Here is a 22,107-nt window from a genome sequence, read left to right as displayed (position 1 = left end):
TGGCGCAAAAGTCGTAAAGATAACTACTCATATAATGCAGAACATCATTTTTGGCATGCCGTCGATTGGCGGGCGCCAGGGGACGATTCTGTTAACCGACTTGTGAGCGAATTATGTCGACAAGTGTTTTTAATCGCCGGTGGGCGGCGTTGCTGTTGGAAGCGCTGGCCCGCCATGGAGTGCGACATGTCTGTATCGCTCCGGGATCGCGCTCTACGCCGTTGACGCTGGCCGCGGCGGCCAACAAGTCTTTTATCTGCCATACCCATTTTGATGAGCGCGGGCTGGGCCATTTGGCGCTTGGCCTGGCGAAGGCGTCGCGCGAACCTGTGGCGGTGATCGTCACTTCCGGCACCGCCGCCGCTAACCTTTATCCCTCTTTGATCGAAGCCGGGCTGACCGGTGAACGGCTGGTGTTTCTCACCGCCGACCGGCCGCCTGAACTGATCAACTGCGGTGCCAATCAGGCGATCCGCCAAAACGGCCTGTATGCCAGCCATCCGGCGCTGAGTATTGATCTGCCGCGGCCGACGACGGACATCCCCGCTCGCTGGTTGGTGTCCACCGTCGACAGCGCGATGGCACGCCTGCAGCACGGCGCTTTACACATTAATTGCCCGTTTGCCGAACCCTTGTACGGCGGTGATGAGCAACAGTATGCCGACTGGTCGGCGACGCTCGGCGACTGGTGGCAAGGCAGCCACCCCTGGCTGCGTGAAATGGATCCGCACCAGGTGCTCAAGCAACCGGACTGGTTCTTCTGGCGGCAAAAGCGCGGCGTGATAGTGGCGGGGCGGATGAGCGCGGAAGAGGGCGAACATCTGGCGCAGTGGGCCGAGATGCTTGGCTGGCCGCTGATTGGTGATGTGCTGTCCCAGACCGGGCAGCCTCTGCCTTGTGCCGATTTATGGCTGGCCCAGCCGCAGGCGCAAAAACGGCTGGCCGAGGCACAATTGGTGGTGCAGTTTGGCAGCAGCCTGACCGGCAAACGCCTGCTGCAGTGGCAGGAACAGTGCCAGCCGCAAGAGTATTGGCTGATCGACGATTTACCGGGGCGTCTCGATCCGGCGCACCATCGCGGGCGGCGGATCCGTTCCAGCGTGGCGCAGTGGCTCGAACTGCATCCGGCTCAGCCGCGAACCCCGTGGGCGGATGAGCTGACGATGTTGGCGGACAACGCGCTGGATGCGGTTTCCGGCCATTTGGTTAACCGCTTTGGCGAGGCGCAGTTGGCGCATCGCCTGCCGGAACTGCTGCCGGAAAATGGCCAACTGTTCCTCGGCAACAGCCTGATCGTTCGTCTGATTGATGCGCTGACCCGCTTGCCGGCCGGTTACCCGGTATTCAGCAACCGCGGGGCCAGCGGTATCGACGGTCTGATCTCCACTGCCGCAGGCGTACAGCGGGCTACCGCCAAACCGACGCTGGCGGTGGTGGGAGATTTATCGGCACTGTATGACCTGAACGCGCTGGCGCTGCTGCGCCAATGTTCTGCGCCGACGGTGCTGATTGTGGTCAATAACAATGGCGGCCAGATTTTTTCACTGTTGCCGACGCCGGAAGAAGATCGGCAGCGGTTCTACTGCATGCCGCAGAACGTAGAGTTCAGCCATGCGGCGGCGATGTTCCAGCTGGCTTATGCCCGCCCGGAAAACTGGGGGCAATTGCTGCAGGCGGTGGAACAGGGCTGGCGTCACGGTGGCGCTACGCTGATTGAGCTGCAGGTGCCGCCGAGCGATGGTGCGCAGACGCTGCAGCATCTGGTGCAACAGATGACGGAGCAATGATGCTGGCGACAAAAGTATTGCAACAGGGCGAAGCCGATCGCCCATGGCTAATCTGGTTACACGGCCTGTTGGGCAATAATAATGAATGGCGAGTGATCGCTTCGCGTTGTCCTGAATGGCCGTCGTTGGCCATAGATCTGCCCGGCCACGGCGATTCCGTTGCGGTCGTCTGCACGAGTTTTGACGATATCAGCGCGCAGATCAGCGCCACTTTGCAGATGCATGGCATCGAACGCTATTGGCTGGTGGGGTATTCGCTGGGCGGACGTATTGCCATGTATCACGCCTGTCACGGTGAACCCCGGGGCCTGCAGGGCGTGATTATCGAAGGTGGCAATCCAGGACTGGCCGATGCCGCACAGCGCGAACAGCGCTTGGCGCATGATACGGCCTGGGCTGAACGTTTCCGCCGAGAACCCCTCGCTCAGGTGCTGGCGGACTGGTATCAACAGCCGGTGTTCGCCAATCTCAGTGCGGTGCACCGTGATGCGCTGATCGATGCCCGCTCTGACAACGCTGGCGCGGCCGTGGCGGACATGCTCGAAGCCACTTCGCTGGGCACGCAGCCCTGTCTGGTGCCGCAGCTGCAACAACTGGCTGTGCCGCTGGTGGTGTTATGCGGCGCCGACGATCACAAATTTCAGCAGCTGACGCGCGACGCCGGGTTGCCGTTGCGCATCGTGCCGCAGGCCGGGCATAACTCGCACCTGGCCAATCCGCAGGCGTTCGCCGCCGAGCTGCGCAATTTTCTCGTTAACCCTGGTTAAAGGAACCGAACATGCTCTATCCAAATGAAGAACAGCTGTATGCCGCTATCGAATGGCAGGATTGCTCCGGTGATTTCGAAGATATTCTGTATCACAAGTCCAGCGACGGCATCGCTAAAATCACTATCAACCGTCCACAGGTACGTAATGCCTTCCGCCCGCATACGGTAAAGGAGATGATTGAAGCGCTGTCCAATGCCCGTTACGACGACGGCATTGGCACCATTATCCTCACCGGTGCCGGTGACAAAGCCTTCTGCTCCGGCGGCGATCAGAAAGTCCGCGGCGACTACGGCGGCTATCAGGATGACAGCGGTGTACATCACCTGAACGTGCTCGACTTCCAGCGCCAGATCCGTACCTGTCCGAAGCCGATAGTGGCGATGGTGGCCGGCTATTCAATCGGTGGCGGCCACGTACTGCACATGATGTGTGACCTGACCATTGCGGCGGACAACGCTATTTTCGGCCAGACTGGCCCGAAAGTGGGCTCTTTCGACGGCGGCTGGGGCGCTTCCTACATGGCGCGCATCGTGGGTCAGAAGAAGGCTCGCGAAATCTGGTTCCTGTGTCGTCAGTATGACGCCGCTGCGGCTTTGGACATGGGCCTGGTCAATACCGTGGTGCCTTTGGCCGATCTGGAGAAAGAAACCGTGCGTTGGTGCCGTGAAATGCTGCAGAACAGCCCGATGGCGCTGCGCTGTCTGAAAGCGGCCCTGAACGCCGACTGTGACGGTCAGGCCGGTCTGCAGGAGCTGGCGGGTAACGCCACCATGATGTTCTACATGACTGACGAAGGCCAGGAAGGGCGCAACGCGTTTAACGAAAAGCGCCAGCCGGACTTCAGCAAATTCAAGCGTAACCCGTAATGAACACAACCCCCCGTAACGCGGCCCTTTACCGTTACAGCCTGCCAATGGACGCGGGCGTTGTGCTGCGCAATCAGCGGCTAAAAACCCGCGATGGTTTGCTGATCCATCTGCAGCAGGGTGAGCAAGAAGGCTGGGGCGAGATTGCGCCGTTGCCTGAATTCAGCCAGGAAACGCTGGCGCAGGCTGAACAGGCCGCGCTGAACTGGCTGCAGAGCTGGCAAAGTGGGGTATTACCACCCGAAAGCCCGTTACCCTCGGTGGCGTTCGGCACCAGTTGCGCGGTGGCGGAGCTGGAACAGCGGCTACCGCAGCAGGCTAATTATCGTAAAGCGCCGTTGTGCACCGGCGACCCTGATGAGCTGTTCGAGGTATTGACTGCTTTGCCGGGTGAGAAGGTCGCCAAGGTAAAGGTTGGGCTGTATGAAGCGGTGCGTGACGGCATGGTTGTCAACGTGCTGCTGGAGGCACTGCCGGATCTCAGGCTGCGGCTGGACGCTAACCGCAGTTGGACACGCGCCAAAGCGGATGGGTTTGCCAAATACGTCAATCCGGCTGTGCGCGATCGCATTGCTTTCCTTGAAGAACCTTGCAAAACCCGCGATGAATCACGGGATTTCGCTCAGGCGACGGGCATTGCCATTGCCTGGGACGAAAGCGTGCGCGAGGCGGATTTTGTGGTGCAGGCGGAGCCGGGCGTGGCAGCGATAGTGATTAAGCCGACGCTGGTCGGCAGCCTGGTCCGTTGCCGTTCGTTGGTGGAGCAGGCCCATGCGGTGGGATTAACGGCAGTGATCAGTTCCAGCATTGAGTCCAGCCTGGGATTGACGCAGTTGGCGCGCATCGCGCACTGGCTGACGCCGACGACCGTTCCTGGGCTAGACACGCTGGATTTGATGCAGGCGCAATTACTGCGACGCTGGCCGGATAGCCGGCTGCCGTTATTGGAGACGCAAGAGTTGGAGTGTTTATGGCGCAGTTGAATGACTGGCCGTGGCGACATTGGGCGCAGCGGCGTCCGCAGGCGGCGGCGCTGGTTGTCGGCCATCAGCCGGTGAGTTGGCTGGTGTTACGCCGTCAGGTGGATAAGCTGGCGGCGGATTTTCAGCACCAGGGGGTGGAGCCAGGCTGTGGCGTGGCGTTGTTCGGCAAGAACAGTTATCCCTTGTTGCTGGCCTATCTGGCGCTGTTGCAGTGTGGTGCGCGGCTGCTGCCGCTGAATCCGACGTTACCCGTTTCTCTGTTGGCGACGCTGTTGCCCGAGCTGGATATCGATTTTGCCTTCAGCCCGGATCAACTGCCAGCCTTGCCGACCAGGATCATCCGTTTAAATCCCCCGTCTACCGAATCCCGCTGGCTGAATCCGCCGCGCTGGGATCCTCAGCGGTTGGCGACCCTGACCCTGACTTCCGGTTCCAGCGGCAGACCGAAAGCGGCCGCACACAGTTACGCCGGCCATTTGGCCAGTGCCGAAGGCGTACTGCAGTTGATGGATTTCCAGGCGCAGGATCGCTGGTTGCTGTCATTACCCTTATTTCACGTTTCCGGACAGGGCATTGTCTGGCGCTGGTTGCTGGCAGGGGCCACGCTGGTGGTCCGTGATATGCATCCGTTGGCCGATGCTCTGGCGGGCTGTACTCATGCATCCCTGGTGCCTACGCAACTCTGGCGCCTGCTGGCACAGCCGCTGGCAGCCCTGACGTTGAAAAAAGTGCTGCTGGGGGGCGCGATGATCCCGGTAGAACTGACCAAACAGGCAGAGGCTGCGGGTATCCGCTGCTGGTGTGGCTATGGCCTGACCGAACTGGCTTCCACGGTGTGTGCCAAGCGTGCCGATGCACGGCCGGGCGTTGGGCTGCCGCTGGCCGGTCGGGAAATTAAACTGGTGAATGAAGAAGTGTGGATCCGCGGGCGGAGTCTGGCGCTGGGATACTGGCTGCAGGGTTGCTTGCTGCCGATTGTCGATGATCAGGGCTGGTTCCATACCCGCGATCGTGGCGTCATGGAGCTGGGTGAGCTGCGAATTATCGGCCGTTTGGACAACCTGTTTTTCAGCGGCGGAGAAGGTGTTCAGCCAGAAGATATTGAGCGCGTATTAGCGGCCCATCCGCAGATTTCACAAGTAGTGGTGGTGCCGGTGGATGACGCCGAGTTTGGCCAACGGCCGGTGGCGGTGATCGACAGTGAGGAGCCTCTGTCGCTGGACGAGCTGCTGGCCTGGTCGCAAGACCGGCTGGTGAACTTCCAGCGGCCAATGGCGCTGTTGGTGATGCCGAATGAGTTGAAAGCCGGGGGCATCAAGATTTCGCGCCGTCAGTTGCAGCAATGGGCGGCGGAGCAGATCTCGGCTCAATAAAAAAGGCCGCTTGAAGGCGGCCTTGAGGGTAACGCGGGTTATTTCAGACCTAATGCCTTGGCTACGCCGGCACCGTAATTCGGGTGCACTTTGGTAAACAATTCAACCTGACGACGCTGGATCTGTTCCGGCACCTGCGACAGCTCACCTGCGATGCGGGTGAACATGCGTTGGTGTTCTTCGGCACTCAGCAGGTTGAACAGCGCGCGCGGCTGGCTGTAGTAATCATCGTCTTCACGGTGATTCCAGTGGTCAGCGGCACCTTCAATGCTCAGCGGCGGTTCGCTGAAGTCCGGTTGTTCCTGGAACAGGCCGAAACTGTTTGGCTCGTAGGTGGCTCCGTTGCCGCTGTTACCGTCCACGCGCATCGCACCGTCACGATGATAGTTGTGGAACGGGCATTTTGGGCTGTTCACCGGGATTTGATGGTGATTTACGCCCAGACGATAACGGTGCGTATCCCCGTAGGAGAACAGACGCCCCTGCAGCATCTTGTCCGGCGAGAAACTGACGCCAGGTACCACGTTGGCCGGGTTCATCGCCACCTGTTCCACTTCTGAGAAGTAGTTTTCCGGGTTGCGGTGCAGTTCGAAGAAACCCACGTCGATCAGCGGATAGTCGCCGTGTGGCCATACCTTGGTAAGATCGAACGGGTTGTATGGCGTCTGAGAGGCTTCGTGTTCCGGCATGATCTGGATTTGCAGCTTCCAGCGCGGGAAATCACCCCGTTCGATGGCCTCATACAGATCGCGTTGTGAGCTTTCACGGTCTTTGGCGATAATCGCTTCTGCTTCATCATCCATCAGGTTTTCAATGCCTTGCTCGCAGCGGAAGTGGAACTTCACCCAGAAGCGCTCGTTGTTGGCATTGATAAAGCTGAAGGTGTGGCTGCCGAAGCCATGCATATGGCGATAGGATTTCGGAATGCCGCGGTCACTGAAGTCTATGGTCAGCTGATGCAGAGTTTCCGGTGACAGCGAGAAGAAATCCCACTTGTAAGTTGGGTTACGCAGATTGGTGCGCGGATCGCGTTTGACCACGTGGTTTAGATCGGGGAATTTCAGCGGATCGCGCAAATAGAAGATTGGCGTATCGTTACCCACCAAATCCCAGTTGCCTTCCTCGGTATAAAACTTCATGGCGAAACCACGAATGTCGCGTTCGGCGTCGGCGGCCCCGCGCTCACCGGCTACGGTGGAGAAGCGGATGAACATGTCAGTTTGCTTGCCGATTTCAGAAAAGATTTTTGCGCGGGTGTACTGGGTAATATCGTGGGTAACAGTGAAAGTGCCGTAGGCGCCGGATCCCTTGGCGTGCATGCGACGCTCGGGGATCACTTCACGGTCGAAATGGGCCATTTTTTCCAGAAACCAGACGTCCTGTAACAACATCGGGCCACGTTTGCCTGCGGTGATCACGTTATTATTATCGACAACCGGGGCGCCGGCTGCGGTGGTCAGTCCTTTCTTGCTCATCACTTGCTCCTTATTGTATTGCAATCGAGTTAAGATTCTGGCGGCTTAAGCGTTCATCATCATAATCCAGCAGGGAGTTGTTACCCTGACTTGGGTCAATGCCACTACTAGTTGTAGACCTATTGAACGGCTGCGGCAAATAGGTCTGAGTTATCGTTGCCATTACCTCAGGGTATGAGTTCTTTGCTTGCAAAACTTTACATTTCTTTGATTAATTAGGGATTTATCCCTTAAAGACCGGTTGTGCTTTGGTATAGACTTGTGACGGTATTATTACGGGTTAATTCATATCATTCGTAATGGATGAAGCAGCAAGAGGGATAGATGATGAAAAAGACTTTGGTCGCCTGCGCAGCAAGTATGCTGTTTGTGACCGGTGCGGCGAGCGCACTCAGCCTGTCGGGCGAGGCCGGGCAGCATTACACCAATCTTGGTTTCGGCCAGGATACCGGCAATTCCGGCTTGGGAATAACCGGCAACTGGGCGCGCAGCGATCATGACGGCAACGTCGGTAGCCTGGGGCTGAGTTTCGGTGTGCCGCTGGGGCCGTTGACCGCCACTGTGGGCGGCAAGGCGTTGTATCTAAGCCCGAAAGACGGCAGTGACGGTGGTGCATTGGCGTTGGGCGGCGGCCTGGACTGGGCTATCTCCCGTTACTTCAGCCTGCATGGCGAAGGTTACTTTGCCCCGGATTCGCTGACCAGCGGCGTGAAGGCGTATAACGAGGCCAGCGGCGGCCTGCGTTGGAATATTTTCCGCCCGCTCAGCGTGGATGTAGGTTATCGCTACATGAAGATGGAAGGGAAGGACGGACGTCGTGACAACACCCTGGCCGATGGCCCGTATATTGGTGTTGGTCTGAGTTTCTGATGCAAATAACAAAGGGGCCAAGCGGCCCCTTTGTTTTATCGTTCAATCTATTACCCAACCGCCGGCAGAATGCCGCTGGCAATGCCCAACTGAATGGCAATCACCGTTATTCCGCAAACAAACACCAGTGCCAGTGCCGGTGTGCCGCCCCAGACGCGGTATTTTGCCTGATGCTGCTGACGTGTTTTCCACACCAATAATGATGGCAGCAACAGCGCCAGCACCGCCAGCGCAATGGCGGCAAAACCCAGAGCTAACACAAAGCCACGTGGGTAGAACAGAGCGAAAGCCAACGGCGGCAAGAAAGTGATGGCACCGGTCTGCAGACGACCCCGCACGTTGTCCTGGCGTTTAAACAGATCGGCCAGGAAATCAAACAGCCCGAGCGCGACACCAAGGAACGAGGTTGCCAGCGCCAGATCGGCAAACAGATGCACCGCCAGTTCGACGTGTGGGGACGCCACGACGTCGCGTACCGCCTGCAGCAGACCGTTCAGACCGGCTTGCTGTGCCAGAATGCCGACGAAAGTGGTGGAGCTGATGCTGCCTAGCGTCGCCAACTGCCAGAAAATATAGGCCACCAGTGGAATGGCGCTGCCGATAATGAACACCCAGCGCAGTTTACGGATATTGCCGCCCATGTAGTTAACAATGCTGGGCACGCTGCCGTGGAAGCCGAACGAAGTGAAAATCACCGGAATGGCCGATAGCGCCAGCCCTTGCTCCAGCGGTAGGGTCATCAGGTTGGTCTGGTGGATATTGGGCAACATCAGACCCAGCATGACAATCAGGAACACCACTTTGGCGCTGAACAGGATACGGTTAAACAGATCGACCGAATGGGTGCCGATGCAGACGACGCCGCCCGCCACCAGAGTAAACAGCAGCACGCCGAGCGTGGTGGGGAAATCCTGCGAGGTCCATTGACTGATGCTGGCCGCCAGTAATTCGCCGGCACCGCTGATATAGGCCGCGGTCAGGGCATACATCAGGAACATCATGCTGAAACTGGTCAGCCATTGGCCGCCGCCGCCAAGATAGCGTTTTGCCAGAGTCCCGAGGCCGGTATCCGCCTGTTCATGCTGATAAACCTCGACCAACAGCAGCGCGGTATAACACATCAACAGCCACAGTCCGACCAACAGACCCAGCGTGACGCCAAAGCCGACACCGGCCGCCGCCAGTGGCATCGCCAACATCCCTGCGCCAATGGTGGTTCCTGCCACGATAAAAACACTGCCAAGCGTGCGATTCTTCACGTTTTTCTCTACCAGCCAAAGATTTTGGAAAATTATAGGTAACTCATTCTAAGTGCGGCAGGATAGTTGATGGATTATTTTGTGTCAAACAGGCGTTACGGGTGGTGTTAACTTAAGTTTACGCATTGGTGGGCCGCGTGATGTCGCAAAAAAGTGCCTTCGACAGAAATTAACCGGCAATGCGTAGTGAAAACTTATTTACAGGCTTCTATAGTGGAATGATCAGAAAATGTGGGAGAGATCAATGTTAAGGGTGGAGATGCTCAGCACCGGTGATGAGGTGCTGCACGGGCAAATTATAGATACCAACGCCGCCTGGCTGGCTGATTATCTGTTCCAGCAGGGTATGCCGATGAGCGGCCGTGAAACGGTGGGGGACAGCCTCTCCTCTTTGATTGAAACATTACTGGAGCGTAGCCACATTGCCGATGTGTTGATTGTTAACGGCGGTCTGGGGCCGACCAGTGACGATCTCAGCGCGCTGGCGGCGGCTAGCGCTTGTGGCGTTGAGCTGGTGGAACATGCTGAATGGTTGGCGCGTATGGAGGCTTATTTTGCCGAACGTGGTCGGCCGATGGCGGCTTCAAACCGTAAACAGGCGCAGATCCCGGCAAACGCCGAGATGCTCGACAACCCGGTGGGTACTGCCTGTGGTTTTGCGTTGAAGCTCAATCGGTGCACGATGTTTTTCACCCCCGGTGTCCCTTCTGAATTTAAAGTGATGGTCGAGCAGCAAATCGTCCCGCGCCTGCGCGAGCGCTTTACCTTGCCGGCAGCGCCGCTGTGTTTGCGTTTAACCACCTTTGGTACCTCCGAGAGCGATCTGGCCGCCGAACTTGATGGCATGCCGCTACCGCCGGAAGTGGTGCTCGGTTACCGCTCTTCCAGCCCGATCATTGAGCTGAAGCTGACCGGCCCGGTCAGCCAGCGTGCGGCGATGGAGCAGGCCTGGGAACGGGTACGCCAGGTGGCGGGTGACAACACCCTGTTTGAGGGCACTATTGGCCTGCCGGCAGCACTGACGCAACGCTTGAACCAGCAAGGGTTGAAGCTGGCGCTGAGCGAACAGTTCAGCGCCGGATTGATCAATCTGCAGTTGCAGACCGAAGGCGCACCGCTGGCCGGTGGCGAGCTGCTACCGTCGCACTGTGTGGAAACACTGGAAACCACGCTGGCCCGCGCTCGTTCTCTGGCGGAACTGACCGGGGCACAACTGGCGCTGGCGGTCAGTGCCATGAGCGGTGACCAGGTGAGCGTGGTGCTGCACACGCCGAAAGGCGGTATCGGGCAGACGGTTCGTTACCGGGCAGCGCGTCATGGTTTACGGCTACGGCAAGAGTCGGTAGCAATGCTGGCATTGGACATGCTGCGGCGCTGGCTGAACGGTGGGCCAGTGTGTGGGCAAAACGGCTGGCTGGAGATCGTCGAGATTATCGAGTAGAGAATGCTTGATGGTAGTGATATATCCCTTATTAATCATAACATTATAAGGGGTTATCGCGTTGAAGATAGGCTGTTACAATCGCTGCGGGTGCTTGAGACTATTCGTCTTGGGCATTGTGTGGCAAGGCGGATAGATGAAAGCCCCAAACTGACTATCAATCAGAATGGGGCTGCCCTAACGCCTAGACACCGTTATGGTAGCCCCTTCACAGCAAGGAGGCAAGCATGCGGTTAAAGCATGTGTTTCACTCGTTAACTGTTGTATGTATTACTATTTTGATATTCATTTGGATGATAAGAGACTCACTGTGTGAGCTGACAATCTATCAGGAAAATATCACTATATTGATCAGGTTAGCTTGTGATGTGAAGCGGTAATCATAGGGCGGGGGAAACCCCGCCTTCTGGTCTTCAGGCGTGGTTTCAGGCACCCAACTCTTCAAATTTCCAGCTCGATATCGGTCAGTGGCATACAGCAGCAGGGCAGGATTTCACCGGCGTTGATAAATGCCAATGGCGGCTGTCGGTAAACCACATCACCTTTCACCAACTTCAGGCGGCAGGCGCCGCAATAACCGGAACGGCACTGGTATTCCACCTCAACGTCGTGCAATTCCAGCACGTCGAGCAGACAGTTTTCACTTTTGGGGCAGGATAGCTGCGTACCACTGGCACGCAGCGTGACGATTGATGATGCCATCGCTTAGAGTTCGAAGTCGCTCAGGTCGTCGGCATGCACTTCCGAGTCGATCTGACCGACCAGGTAGGAGCTGACTTCCACTTCCTGCGGCGCAACCTGCACGTTGTCTGACACTAACCAGGCGTTGATCCATGGGATCGGATTAGAGCGGGTGGCGAACGGCAGGCCGAGACCCACCGCCTGCATGCGGATATTGGTGATGTATTCCACATACTGGCACAGAATGTCTTTGTTCAGGCCGATCATCGAGCCGTCACGGAACAGGTATTCCGCCCACTCTTTTTCCTGCTCGGCAGCCAGCACAAACAGGTCATAGCACTGCTGCTGACACTCAACGGCGATTTCCGCCATCTCCGGGTCATCTGCACCGGAACGCATCAGGTTCAGCATGTGCTGGGTACCGGTCAGGTGCAGCGCTTCGTCACGGGCAATCAGCTTGATGATTTTGGCATTGCCTTCCATCAGTTCACGTTCCGCGAAGGCAAATGAACAGGCAAAGCTGACGTAGAAGCGGATGGCTTCCAGTGCGTTAACGCTCATCAGGCACAGATAGAGCTGTTTCTTCAGCGCGCGCAGGGTAACGGTTACTGTCTTGCCGTTGACCTGATGGGTGCCTTCACCTAACAGATGATAGTAGCCGGTCATCTCGATCAGATCGTCGTAGTAGCCGGAGATGTCTTTCGCGCGCTTGAGGATCTCTTCGTTAGTGACGATGTCGTCAAACACGATCGCCGGATCGTTGACGATGTTACGGATAATATGGGTGTAAGAACGGGAGTGGATGGTCTCAGAGAAGGACCAGGTTTCTATCCAGGTTTCCAGCTCCGGGATCGAGATCAGCGGCAGCAGCGCGACGTTCGGGCTGCGTCCCTGGATCGAGTCGAGCAGCGTCTGATATTTCAGGTTGCTGATGAAAATGTGTTTTTCATGTTCCGGCAGCGCCTGGTAGTCGATACGGTCGCGGGAAACGTCCACTTCTTCCGGACGCCAGAAGAAGGACAGTTGCTTCTCAATCAGTTTTTCGAAAATCTCATGTTTTTGCTGATCGAAACGCGCAACGTTAACCGACTGACCGAAGAACATCGGCTCCAGCAATTGGTTGTTTTTATTCTGAGAAAATGTGGTGTAAGCCATAAGCCTGAATCCATTAGTGCCGTGCTGAATTAGAAGGGGCCGGAAGAGTTCCGGCCCGCTGTGTCAAACTTTAGATCTTGCAGGCGCCGCTTTCGCAGTCATCATCGCCGCCCTTTGCCGGCAGCAAATCTTCCTGAATATCATCGGCACCGTCGCGGGTGTTCTGATAGTACAGCGTCTTGACACCAAACTTGTAGGTAGTCAGCAGGTCTTTCAACAACTGCTTCATTGGCACCTTGCCGCCCGGGAAACGGGTTGGGTCATAGTTGGTGTTGGCAGAGATCGACTGGTCGATAAACTTCTGCATCAGACCGACCAGTTGCAGGTAGCCGTCGTTGTTCGGCATTTCCCACAGCAGTTCGTAGTCGTTTTTCAGACGCTCATACTCTGGCACCACCTGGCGCAGAATGCCGTCTTTCGACGCTTTGATACTGATGTGGCCACGTGGTGGCTCAATGCCGTTGGTAGCATTGGAAATCTGCGAAGAGGTTTCCGAAGGCATCAGCGCCGACAGGGTAGAGTTGCGCAGACCGGTTTCCTTGATCTCTTTACGCAGGGTTTCCCAGTCGTAGTGCAGAGGCTCCTGGCAGATGACATCCAGATCTTTCTTGTAGGTATCGATCGGCAGAATACCCTGTGAATAAGTGGTTTCATTGAACCACGGGCAGGCACCCTGTTCCTGAGCCAGACGGTTCGAGGCTTTCAGCAGGTAATACTGAATGGCTTCGAAAGTCTTGTGGGTCAGGGCATTAGCGCTGCCGTCGGAGTAGCGTACGCCGTTCTTCGCCAGGTAATAAGCGTAGTTGATCACGCCAATACCCAGGGTGCGACGGCCCATGGCGCCACGATGAGCGGCTTTGATTGGGTAGTCCTGGTAATCCAGCAGGGCATCCAATGCACGTACCGCCAGGGTAGCCAACTCTTCCAGATCGTCCAGGCTTTCGATGGCGCCGAGGTTAAAGGCGGACAGCGTACACAGGGCGATTTCGCCGTTTTCGTCGTTGACGTCATCGAGTGGCTTGGTCGGCAGGGCGATTTCCAGGCACAGGTTGGACTGACGTACCGGTGCGATCTGCGGATCAAACGGGCTGTGAGTGTTGCAGTGGTCGACGTTCTGGATGTAGATACGGCCGGTAGAGGCGCGTTCCTGCATCATCAGCGAGAACAGCTCAACCGCTTTCACGCGTTTCTGGCGAATGCTGTCGTCTTGTTCGTACTGGGTGTACAGACGTTCGAATTCGTCCTGATCGGCGAAGAACGCGTCATACAGGCCCGGGACGTCAGACGGGCTGAACAGGGTGATGTCCTGGCCCTTGATCAGGCGCTGGTACATCAGGCGGTTCAACTGCACACCGTAGTCCATGTGGCGTACGCGGTTGCCTTCAACGCCGCGGTTGTTTTTCAACACCAGCAGGCTTTCAACTTCCAGATGCCACATTGGGTAGAACAGAGTGGCCGCACCGCCACGCACGCCGCCCTGGGAACAGGACTTCACCGCGGTCTGGAAATGTTTGTAGAACGGGATACAACCGGTATGGAAGGCTTCACCGCCACGGATCGGGCTGCCCAGCGCACGGATGCGGCCGGCGTTGATACCGATACCGGCACGTTGCGAAACGTATTTCACAATGGCGCTGGAGGTGGCGTTGATTGAATCCAGGCTGTCGCCGCACTCGATCAGCACGCAAGAGCTGAACTGGCGGGTTGGGGTGCGCACGCCGGACATGATTGGCGTAGGCAGTGAAATCTTGAAGGTGGAGATCGCGTCGTAGAAACGTTTAACGTAGTCCAGACGGGTATCACGCGGATAGTTGGAGAACAGGCACGCGGCAACCAGGATATACAGGAACTGAGCGCTCTCGTAGATCTCGCCGCTCACGCGGTTCTGCACCAGATACTTCCCTTCCAGCTGTTTAACGGCTGCGTAGGAGAAGTTCATATCACGCCAGTGATCGATAAAGGAGTCCATCTGCTCGAACTCTTCAGTGGTGTAGTCTTCCAGCAGATGCTTATCGTACTTGCCCATTTCTACCATGCGCGTTACGTGAGCGAGCAGCTTCGGCGGTTCGAATTGACCGTAAGCTTTTTTGCGCAGATGGAAGATGGCCAGGCGTGCTGCCAGATACTGGTAGTCCGGCGCGTCGCGGGAGATCAGATCGGCTGCAGCTTTGATAATGGTTTCATGAATATCAGCAGTTTTGATGCCGTCATAAAACTGAATATGAGAACGCAACTCTACTTGAGAAACCGAGACGTTGTTTAACCCTTCCGCGGCCCAGTCGATGACACGGTGGATTTTGTCGAGGTTGATGCGCTCTTTACGGCCATCGCGTTTAGTTACAAGCAGACTTTGGTTCATGTGGTGTTTTACCTGTCCGTATGGTGCCCCTAAGCAGAAGTGTAGTAGCTCTGCTCAGTATGTAAACACTATATATAGGGGTTGTATGTCGGTGAGGTAACAAGATAGTGAGAAAACAGGGCGTTTGCAAGTGAACAAAAGTGGCCTAATTTGTGGATAACTTGGGGGTGAAATGTGACTTGTCTTTCGCAGTGCGCGCTGTGACTGGCGCGACAAGCTTGTCAATAAGCGGGATAAGAATTTCCCTAGAATCAGAAAAACGTGATCGTTTGCCGCTTTATTAAACGTTAGAAAAAAACGGCATATTGATCTGATTTAATATTCTTAAAAACTGTTTACAACGACGATTTTGATCGAAAGCGGAAGAATTAGGTATTTATCCTAATGTTATCGGCGCACCGGGCCTGACAGGCCAGTCCCGGCGCACTCGGGGAGCCTCAACCTTCGTGCTGAGTATGTACCATATAGTTCACATCAACGTTGCGGCCAAGCTTGAAATGGTCGGTGATTGGGTTGTAATGCAGGCCGATCATATGCTTTTCGCGCAGTGGCGTGCCGTCAACCCAACCGATCAGTTCAGAAGGGCGGATGAACTTCTTATGGTCATGGGTGCCCTGTGGCACCATCTTCAGAATATATTCCGCACCGACCACTGCCATCAGCCAGGCTTTGGTATTGCGGTTAATGGTGGAGAAAAACACGTGGCCACCCGGTTTGACCAGGTGAGCACAGGCGCGTACCACCGAGGCCGGGTCGGGAACGTGCTCCAGCATTTCCATGCAGGTCACTACGTCATAGCGCTGCGGGTTGGCCTGTGCATGGCTTTCTACCGTTTCCTGGATGTAAGCCACATTCACGCCGCTTTCCAGCGCGTGCAACCGGGCAACCTGCAGCGGCTCGGCGCCCATGTCCAGCCCGGTGACCTGTGCGCCTTCGCGCGCCATGCTTTCCGCCAAAATGCCGCCGCCGCAGCCCACGTCGAGGACGGTTTTGTCAAAAATGCCGCCGGCACGCTGCAGGATGTAGTTCAGACGCAGCGGGTTGATACGGTGCAGCGGCTTGAATTCACCTTCCAAATCCCACCAGCGTGAGGCCACGGCCTCGAACTTGGCGATTTCATGATGGTCTACGTTTTGCGCTTGGCTGGATGATTCTGCATTCATGGGCGTATTTGGCTCCTGGTTCTCGTTGCGCGGATTATACATGTTCCGGCGCAGCACCGTCTGTGCCGATGCATTTTTACTGCACATATATGCACAATTTAAGTTAAACAGCGGCGGTTATTTTCCCGTAAAGCGTGCTTTGTGATATAGTTTTACACCTTTGCCACTATGGCAGCGGGCAGATGAATCATTAGTAGAGGGATAGCAGCTCCATGAGCGACCTTGCCAGAGAAATCACACCGGTAAACATCGAAGACGAGTTGAAAAACTCGTATCTGGACTACGCGATGTCCGTAATTGTCGGACGTGCGCTGCCAGATGTTCGTGATGGACTGAAGCCGGTGCACCGTCGCGTTTTGTTCGCGATGAGTGTATTGGGTAACGACTGGAATAAACCATACAAGAAATCGGCCCGTGTCGTTGGGGACGTAATCGGTAAATATCACCCACACGGTGACAGCGCGGTTTACGACACCATCGTGCGTATGGCCCAACCGTTTTCACTGCGCTATATGCTGGTGGACGGTCAGGGTAACTTCGGTTCTGTCGATGGCGACTCCGCCGCGGCGATGCGTTATACCGAAGTGCGCATGTCCAAAATTGCTCACGAACTGCTGGCGGATCTGGAAAAAGAAACCGTCGACTTCGTGCCTAACTACGATGGCACCGAGCAGATCCCGGCCGTCATGCCAACCAAGATCCCTAACCTGCTGGTAAACGGTTCGTCGGGCATCGCCGTGGGTATGGCCACCAACATTCCGCCGCATAACCTGTCAGAGGTTATCAACGGCTGCCTGGCCTATATCGATGATGAAAACATCAGCATCGAAGGTCTGATGGAACACATCCCGGGGCCGGACTTCCCGACTGCGGCGATCATCAACGGCCGCCGCGGCATCGAAGAAGCCTACCGTACCGGGCGCGGCAAAATCTACTTACGCGCACGCGCCGAAGTAGAAGCCGATGCCAAAACCGGCCGCGAAACCATCATTGTTCACGAGATCCCGTATCAGGTGAACAAGGCGCGTCTGATCGAGAAGATCGCCGAGCTGGTCAAAGAAAAACGCGTGGAAGGCATCAGCGCGCTGCGTGATGAGTCCGACAAAGACGGCATGCGCATCGTAGTTGAAATCAAACGCGACGCGGTCGGCGAAGTGGTGCTGAACAACCTGTATTCGCTGACGCAACTGCAGGTCACCTTCGGCATCAACATGGTGGCATTGCATCAGGGCCAGCCGAAATTGCTGAACCTGAAAGACATTCTGCAGGCGTTTGTTCGCCACCGCCGTGAAGTGGTGACCCGCCGTACCATCTTCGAACTGCGTAAAGCCCGTGATCGCGCCCATATCCTGGAAGCGCTGGCCATCGCACTGGCGAACATCGATCCGATTATCGAGATGATCCGCCGTGCGCCAACCCCTGCGGAAGCGAAAGCCGCGTTGGTTGCTCAAGCGTGGGATCTGGGTAATGTGGCAGCCATGCTGGAGCGCGCCGGTGACGACGCCGCTCGCCCTGAGTGGCTGGAGCCGGAGTTCGGCATCCGTGACGGTAAATACCATCTGACCGAGCAGCAGGCTCAGGCGATCCTGGATCTGCGCCTGCAGAAACTGACCGGCCTGGAGCATGAAAAGCTGCTGGACGAATATAAAGAGCTGCTGACGGCGATTGCCGCGCTGATCTTTATTCTGGAAAACCCAGACCGTCTGATGGAAGTGATCCGCGAAGAGCTGGTGGCAATCAAAGAGCAGTACAACGATGGCCGCCGCACCGAGATCACCGCCAATACTTCAGATATCAATATCGAAGACCTGATCAACCAGGAAGACGTGGTCGTTACGCTGTCGCACCAGGGCTATGTGAAGTATCAGCCTCTGACCGACTATGAAGCGCAACGTCGTGGTGGTAAAGGCAAGTCAGCGGCACGTATTAAAGAAGAAGACTTTATCGATCGTCTGTTGGTGGCCAACACCCACGACACGATCCTGTGCTTCTCCAGCCGTGGTCGCCTGTACTGGATGAAGGTGTATCAACTGCCTGAAGCCAGCCGTGGCGCGCGCGGCCGTCCAATCGTCAACCTGCTGCCGCTGGAAGCCAATGAGCGTATTACCGCCATTCTGCCGGTACGCGAGTATGAAGAAGGGCGTCACGTGTTTATGGCTACCGCCAGCGGCACCGTGAAGAAAACCGCATTGACCGATTTCAGCCGCCCACGCAGCGCTGGCATCATCGCCGTTAACCTCAACGAGGGTGACGAGCTGATTGGTGTTGACCTGACCGACGGCAGCAATGAAGTCATGCTGTTCTCCGCCAATGGTAAAGTAGTGCGCTTCCCGGAAACGCAGGTGCGTTCTATGGGTCGTACTGCCACCGGCGTACGCGGTATCAACCTGGGCGAAGGCGACAGCGTTATTTCCCTGATTGTGCCACGCGGTGAAGGCGACATTCTGACCGTTACCCAGAATGGCTACGGTAAACGTACCGCAGTCACCGAATATCCGACCAAGTCACGCGCTACCCAAGGGGTTATCTCCATTAAGGTGAGCGAGCGTAATGGTCAGGTAGTGGGTGCGGTTCAGGTGGATACCACCGACCAGATCATGATGATTACCGATGCTGGCACGCTGGTGCGTACCCGCGTATCGGAAGTTAGCGTGGTGGGTCGTAATACCCAGGGTGTTACGCTGATCCGTACTGCGGAAGACGAGAACGTCGTCGGTCTGCAGCGTGTAGCCGAGCCGGTGGAAGACGAAGAGCTGGACAGCCTCGAACCGGGTGCGGAAGTTGCAGAAGAAGACGCTGCACCGCTGGACGAAGGCGATGATTCTGAAGCGCCAGACGACGCGGAAGAAGACAACGCCTAAGCCATAGGGGCCGGCACATGCCCCTATCGCACTGAGGTAACAAGGGCCTGGCAGCGATGCTAGGCCCTTTTTCAGTTCTATGGTTTAATTGCCGGACCCAAGCCTGAGCTCCCGGCTTTGCTATGAACGCGCTGGTCGCCACTGATATTCGTATGGTATCCGATTGAAATATTTAGCTTCTTTTCGCACCACGTTAAAGATATCCCGCTATTTGTTCCGGGTGCTGGCGATCATGTTGTGGTCGTTGGGGGCGTTGCTCACCACCTTCTATATCCTGAATATCCTGCATCAGAAAGAGTCTGATATTCGGCAGGACTACAATCTGAACTTCGATCAGGCTCAGGGCTATATCCGCCATTCGGCCGATATCATGCGTGATATCAAGTACATGGCGGAAAACCGTCTCAACGGTTCAGTCAGTAGCATGGACATGTTTAGCGGCATCTTTCCCGGCAAAAACAGTCCGCTGGAGTTTGTACCGCTGTACCCAGAGTCCAGTTGTTCACTTAACACCACCTACCGCAGCTCACTCAATTCTCTGAGTGGGTTGATCCAGTATTGGAAAGAGAACTTCGTTGCGGCCTACGATCTCAACCGGGTGTTTTTCATCGACGGCGATACGCTGTGCATGGCGGAGTTTGGCGGCAGCGGCAGCGGCGTAGCCAATCGAGCCGACGCGCTGAAAACTCTGCATGAGCGTATCCTTAAATACCGTAATGCCAAGAATCAGGACAAAGACAATAATCTGTACTGGATCAGCCCAAGCCAGCAACGGCCGGATGTCGGTTATCTGTATGTACTGACGCCAATTTATATTGGTAACAAGCTGGAGGCGTTGCTGGGTATTGAGCAAACCATTCGCCTGGAGGACTTTGTTTCCGCCGGCAGCTTGCCGACCGGCGTAACCCTGTTGGATGAGAATAACCAACCGATACTGCGGCTGGCCGATGATGGGCGAGATGCGAACGCTCCCAGCAGCTATCCTGACGAGCCGGCTTACTTCGGCTATGTAGATAATTACCGCGACCTGATCATGAAAAAAGCGCTGCCGCCGTCATCGCTCAGTATTGTTTATTCTGTACCGGTGAAGACGGTGGTTGAACGCTTCAGGATGCTAATCCTCAATGCGGTGCTGTTGAATATGTTGTCTGCCATTGTGTTGTTCAGCCTGGCCTGGCTGTTTGAGCGCAAAATGTTCCTGCCGGCAGAAGACAACGCCTTCAGGCTGGAGGAGCATGAACAGTTCAACCGCAAGATTGTCGCCTCGGCACCGGTGGGTATTTGTATTTTGCGTATCAGTGACGGCACCAACATTCTGAGTAATGAATTGGCGCATAACTACATCAACCTGCTGACCCACGAAGACCGTGACCGCATTACGCGCATCATCTGCGAACAGCAGGTGAACTTTGTGGATGTGATGACCAGTAATAACAATAACCTGCAAATCAGCTTTGTTCATTCCCGTTACCGTAACGAGGATGTGGCGATCTGTGTGCTGGTGGACGTCAGCGCCCGCGTGAAGATGGAAGAGTCGCTGCAGGAGATGGCGGCGGCGGCAGAGCAGGCCAGCCAATCCAAGTCGATGTTCCTGGCGACCGTCAGTCACGAATTGCGTACGCCGCTGTATGGCATCATCGGTAACCTCGATTTGTTGCAAACCAAGGCGTTACCGCAGGGCGTTGACCGACTGGTCAATGCGATGAACAACTCGTCCGGGCTATTGCTGAAGATCATCAGCGACATACTGGATTTCTCCAAAATCGAATCCGAGCAACTGAAGATTGAACCGCGCGAGTTCTCCTGCCTGGAGGTGATCACCCACATCGCCGGCAACTATTTGCCGCTGGTGGTGAAGAAGCGGTTGGGGTTGTACTGCTTTATCGAACAGAACGTCCCGGAGCGCATTTCCGGCGATCCGGTACGGCTGCAGCAGGTGCTGTCCAACTTGTTGAACAACGCGATTAAGTTTACCGATACCGGCTGCATCATTCTGCAGGTGTGTACGCGCGGCAGCTATTTGGAGTTTAGCGTTCGTGATACCGGGGTCGGCATCCCGGAGAAAGAAATTACCCGCCTGTTTGATCCGTTCTTCCAGGTGGGTAGCGGCGTGCAACGCCATTTCCAGGGCACCGGGCTGGGGTTGGCGATATGCGAAAAACTGATCAACATGATGGATGGCGACATTGCCGTTGAGTCTGAGCCGGGATTAGGCAGCCTGTTCACCATCCGCATTCCGCTGTTTAACGCTCAGTTCCCGATCCCGCAGCCCAGCGATACCTGGCAAGGTAAAACTCTGTGGCTGGCTATCCGCAACCAGCGGTTGGAAAGTTATCTGATGGAGGTTCTTGGCGGCTATGGCGCGACGGTACTGCGTCATCAGGGGCAAGAGACTGCGGCAGGGGATGTGATGCTCAGCGATCACCCGCTGATGATCAATACACCGCTGCTGGCGCAGATCCAGTTCTCAATTGAGCATATTGGCCCGTCGCAGGAAACCCGGCCGGGCTATTGGATGCACAGCACTTCGACGCCGCGTGAAACCCTGGCGCTGCTCAACCGCTTGTTTGGTACCCGTGATGAAAGCGGCAATACTTTGATGCAATTGCCGTTGCCGGCCAAGGCCAACAGGGTAGACAACGGGGATATTCATTTGCTGGTGGTGGATGACCACCCGATTAACCGCCGGTTGCTGTCCGACCAGCTTGGCTCACTGGGCTATCAGGTAGTGACTGCCAATGATGGGGTTGATGCGCTCGACGTGTTGAATCGCAATACCGTCGACATCGTGCTGACCGACGTCAACATGCCTAATATGGATGGCTACCGTTTGACCCAGCGCCTGCGCCAGTTGCACTTTACCGCTCCGGTAATCGGCGTGACGGCGAATGCCCTGGCGGAAGAAAAACAGCGCTGTATTGAGGCCGGGATGGATAACTGCCTGTCTAAGCCGGTGACCCTGGAAACGCTGGAACAGACATTAGGGTATTACAGCCAACAGGTTCGCCGCATGCGCGCCGAGTCTGAAGATGCCTGAAAGCAAAAGGGCGCGGCATAATGCCGC

Annotated in this window: 16 protein-coding genes; 10 read left to right on the top strand and 6 right to left on the bottom strand. The window is 56.2% G+C overall.

What is annotated here, in order from left to right:
- Positions 1-113: 113 nt before the first annotated feature.
- Genes menD through menE form a run of 5 tightly spaced genes read left to right on the top strand, consistent with a single transcriptional unit; the run spans position 114 to position 5,779 of the window.
- Entirely contained in the window at positions 114-1,787 is a 1,674-nt protein-coding gene (gene menD, locus ACSOSI_RS17610) for a 2-succinyl-5-enolpyruvyl-6-hydroxy-3-cyclohexene-1-carboxylic-acid synthase (protein ID WP_476705880.1), read from the top strand.
- The gene (gene menH / locus ACSOSI_RS17605; protein WP_476705879.1) at positions 1,784-2,554 is read left to right on the top strand and encodes a 2-succinyl-6-hydroxy-2,4-cyclohexadiene-1-carboxylate synthase; all 771 of its coding nucleotides are present in this window, start codon (positions 1,784-1,786) and stop codon (positions 2,552-2,554) included. Before menD ends, menH begins: the two co-directional genes overlap by 4 nt.
- A gap of 11 nt (positions 2,555-2,565) precedes the next feature.
- Positions 2,566-3,423, top strand: coding sequence for a 1,4-dihydroxy-2-naphthoyl-CoA synthase (menB, locus tag ACSOSI_RS17600; RefSeq protein ID WP_476705878.1), 858 nt, complete (start codon positions 2,566-2,568; stop codon positions 3,421-3,423).
- Entirely contained in the window at positions 3,423-4,406 is a 984-nt protein-coding gene (gene menC / locus ACSOSI_RS17595; protein WP_476705877.1) for an o-succinylbenzoate synthase, read from the top strand. The genes menB and menC overlap by 1 nt, the downstream gene beginning before the upstream one ends.
- Positions 4,394-5,779: an o-succinylbenzoate--CoA ligase gene (menE, locus tag ACSOSI_RS17590; RefSeq protein ID WP_476705876.1), complete on the top strand. Its 1,386-nt coding sequence runs from the start codon at positions 4,394-4,396 to the stop codon at positions 5,777-5,779. The genes menC and menE overlap by 13 nt, the downstream gene beginning before the upstream one ends.
- A gap of 38 nt (positions 5,780-5,817) precedes the next feature.
- Here the strand turns inward: menE and katA are convergent, their stop codons facing one another.
- On the bottom strand, positions 5,818-7,254 hold the full coding sequence (gene katA / locus ACSOSI_RS17585; protein ID WP_261137172.1) for a catalase KatA: 1,437 nt from the start codon (positions 7,252-7,254) through the stop codon (positions 5,818-5,820).
- Positions 7,255-7,581: 327 nt separating this feature from the next.
- Between katA and ACSOSI_RS17580 the strand changes: the two genes are divergently transcribed.
- Positions 7,582-8,124: a YfaZ family outer membrane protein gene (locus ACSOSI_RS17580; RefSeq protein WP_012145992.1), complete on the top strand. Its 543-nt coding sequence runs from the start codon at positions 7,582-7,584 to the stop codon at positions 8,122-8,124.
- A gap of 50 nt (positions 8,125-8,174) precedes the next feature.
- On the opposite strand, the gene tyrP is transcribed toward ACSOSI_RS17580, so the two are convergent.
- Positions 8,175-9,383 (bottom strand): tyrosine transporter TyrP, encoded by a 1,209-nt coding sequence (tyrP, locus tag ACSOSI_RS17575; RefSeq protein ID WP_012145991.1) that lies wholly within the window; start codon positions 9,381-9,383, stop codon positions 8,175-8,177.
- Between the two features lie 244 nt (positions 9,384-9,627).
- Here tyrP and ACSOSI_RS17570 point away from each other — a divergent pair, with 244 nt between their 5' ends.
- Together ACSOSI_RS17570 and ACSOSI_RS17565 are read left to right on the top strand one after the other, a co-directional pair.
- Positions 9,628-10,824: a nicotinamide mononucleotide deamidase-related protein YfaY gene (locus ACSOSI_RS17570; RefSeq protein WP_135345130.1), complete on the top strand. Its 1,197-nt coding sequence runs from the start codon at positions 9,628-9,630 to the stop codon at positions 10,822-10,824.
- 227 nt (positions 10,825-11,051) lie between these two features.
- A complete protein-coding gene (locus ACSOSI_RS17565; protein WP_012145989.1) occupies positions 11,052-11,204 on the top strand; it encodes a Hok/Gef family protein in 153 nt (50 codons plus the stop codon).
- Positions 11,205-11,265: 61 nt separating this feature from the next.
- Here the strand turns inward: ACSOSI_RS17565 and yfaE are convergent, their stop codons facing one another.
- The 4 genes from yfaE to ubiG all read right to left on the bottom strand — a co-directional run bounded on the left by yfaE (position 11,266) and on the right by ubiG (position 16,182).
- Complete coding sequence (gene yfaE / locus ACSOSI_RS17560) at positions 11,266-11,526, bottom strand: class I ribonucleotide reductase maintenance protein YfaE (RefSeq protein ID WP_261277574.1); 261 nt, start codon at positions 11,524-11,526, stop codon at positions 11,266-11,268.
- A 3-nt stretch (positions 11,527-11,529) separates the two neighbouring features.
- Complete coding sequence (gene nrdB, locus ACSOSI_RS17555; protein ID WP_012145987.1) at positions 11,530-12,660, bottom strand: class Ia ribonucleoside-diphosphate reductase subunit beta; 1,131 nt, start codon at positions 12,658-12,660, stop codon at positions 11,530-11,532.
- Positions 12,661-12,730: 70 nt separating this feature from the next.
- A complete protein-coding gene (gene nrdA, locus ACSOSI_RS17550; protein ID WP_012145986.1) occupies positions 12,731-15,019 on the bottom strand; it encodes a class 1a ribonucleoside-diphosphate reductase subunit alpha in 2,289 nt (762 codons plus the stop codon).
- 437 nt (positions 15,020-15,456) lie between these two features.
- Positions 15,457-16,182, bottom strand: coding sequence for a bifunctional 2-polyprenyl-6-hydroxyphenol methylase/3-demethylubiquinol 3-O-methyltransferase UbiG (gene ubiG / locus ACSOSI_RS17545; protein WP_012145985.1), 726 nt, complete (start codon positions 16,180-16,182; stop codon positions 15,457-15,459).
- Between the two features lie 212 nt (positions 16,183-16,394).
- On the opposite strand from ubiG, the gene gyrA reads away from it, so the two are divergent.
- Positions 16,395-19,043 carry a DNA topoisomerase (ATP-hydrolyzing) subunit A gene (gene gyrA / locus ACSOSI_RS17540; protein ID WP_153859691.1) on the top strand — a complete coding sequence of 883 codons (2,649 nt, stop codon included), beginning with the start codon at positions 16,395-16,397 and terminating at the stop codon, positions 19,041-19,043.
- A gap of 163 nt (positions 19,044-19,206) precedes the next feature.
- The gene (gene rcsC / locus ACSOSI_RS17535; protein ID WP_012145983.1) at positions 19,207-22,080 is read left to right on the top strand and encodes a two-component system sensor histidine kinase RcsC; all 2,874 of its coding nucleotides are present in this window, start codon (positions 19,207-19,209) and stop codon (positions 22,078-22,080) included.
- Positions 22,081-22,107 lie beyond the last annotated feature (27 nt).

It is taken from the genome of Serratia sp. AR11 (genome assembly GCF_056376275.1).
Note: the sequence above shows the minus strand (reverse complement) of the source record. Positions and strands in the feature narration are given on the sequence as shown.

Coding starts and splice junctions, on each gene's coding strand:
- menC (WP_476705877.1), top strand. CDS start 3,423: ATGAACACAACCCCCCGTAACGCGGCCCTTTACCGTTACAGCCTGCCA.
- katA (WP_261137172.1), bottom strand. CDS start 7,254: ATGAGCAAGAAAGGACTGACCACCGCAGCCGGCGCCCCGGTTGTCGAT.
- menE (WP_476705876.1), top strand. CDS start 4,394: ATGGCGCAGTTGAATGACTGGCCGTGGCGACATTGGGCGCAGCGGCGT.
- nrdA (WP_012145986.1), bottom strand. CDS start 15,019: ATGAACCAAAGTCTGCTTGTAACTAAACGCGATGGCCGTAAAGAGCGC.
- ACSOSI_RS17580 (WP_012145992.1), top strand. CDS start 7,582: ATGAAAAAGACTTTGGTCGCCTGCGCAGCAAGTATGCTGTTTGTGACC.
- menD (WP_476705880.1), top strand. CDS start 114: ATGTCGACAAGTGTTTTTAATCGCCGGTGGGCGGCGTTGCTGTTGGAA.
- menB (WP_476705878.1), top strand. CDS start 2,566: ATGCTCTATCCAAATGAAGAACAGCTGTATGCCGCTATCGAATGGCAG.
- ACSOSI_RS17570 (WP_135345130.1), top strand. CDS start 9,628: ATGTTAAGGGTGGAGATGCTCAGCACCGGTGATGAGGTGCTGCACGGG.
- menH (WP_476705879.1), top strand. CDS start 1,784: ATGATGCTGGCGACAAAAGTATTGCAACAGGGCGAAGCCGATCGCCCA.
- ACSOSI_RS17565 (WP_012145989.1), top strand. CDS start 11,052: ATGCGGTTAAAGCATGTGTTTCACTCGTTAACTGTTGTATGTATTACT.
- yfaE (WP_261277574.1), bottom strand. CDS start 11,526: ATGGCATCATCAATCGTCACGCTGCGTGCCAGTGGTACGCAGCTATCC.
- ubiG (WP_012145985.1), bottom strand. CDS start 16,182: ATGAATGCAGAATCATCCAGCCAAGCGCAAAACGTAGACCATCATGAA.
- gyrA (WP_153859691.1), top strand. CDS start 16,395: ATGAGCGACCTTGCCAGAGAAATCACACCGGTAAACATCGAAGACGAG.
- nrdB (WP_012145987.1), bottom strand. CDS start 12,660: ATGGCTTACACCACATTTTCTCAGAATAAAAACAACCAATTGCTGGAG.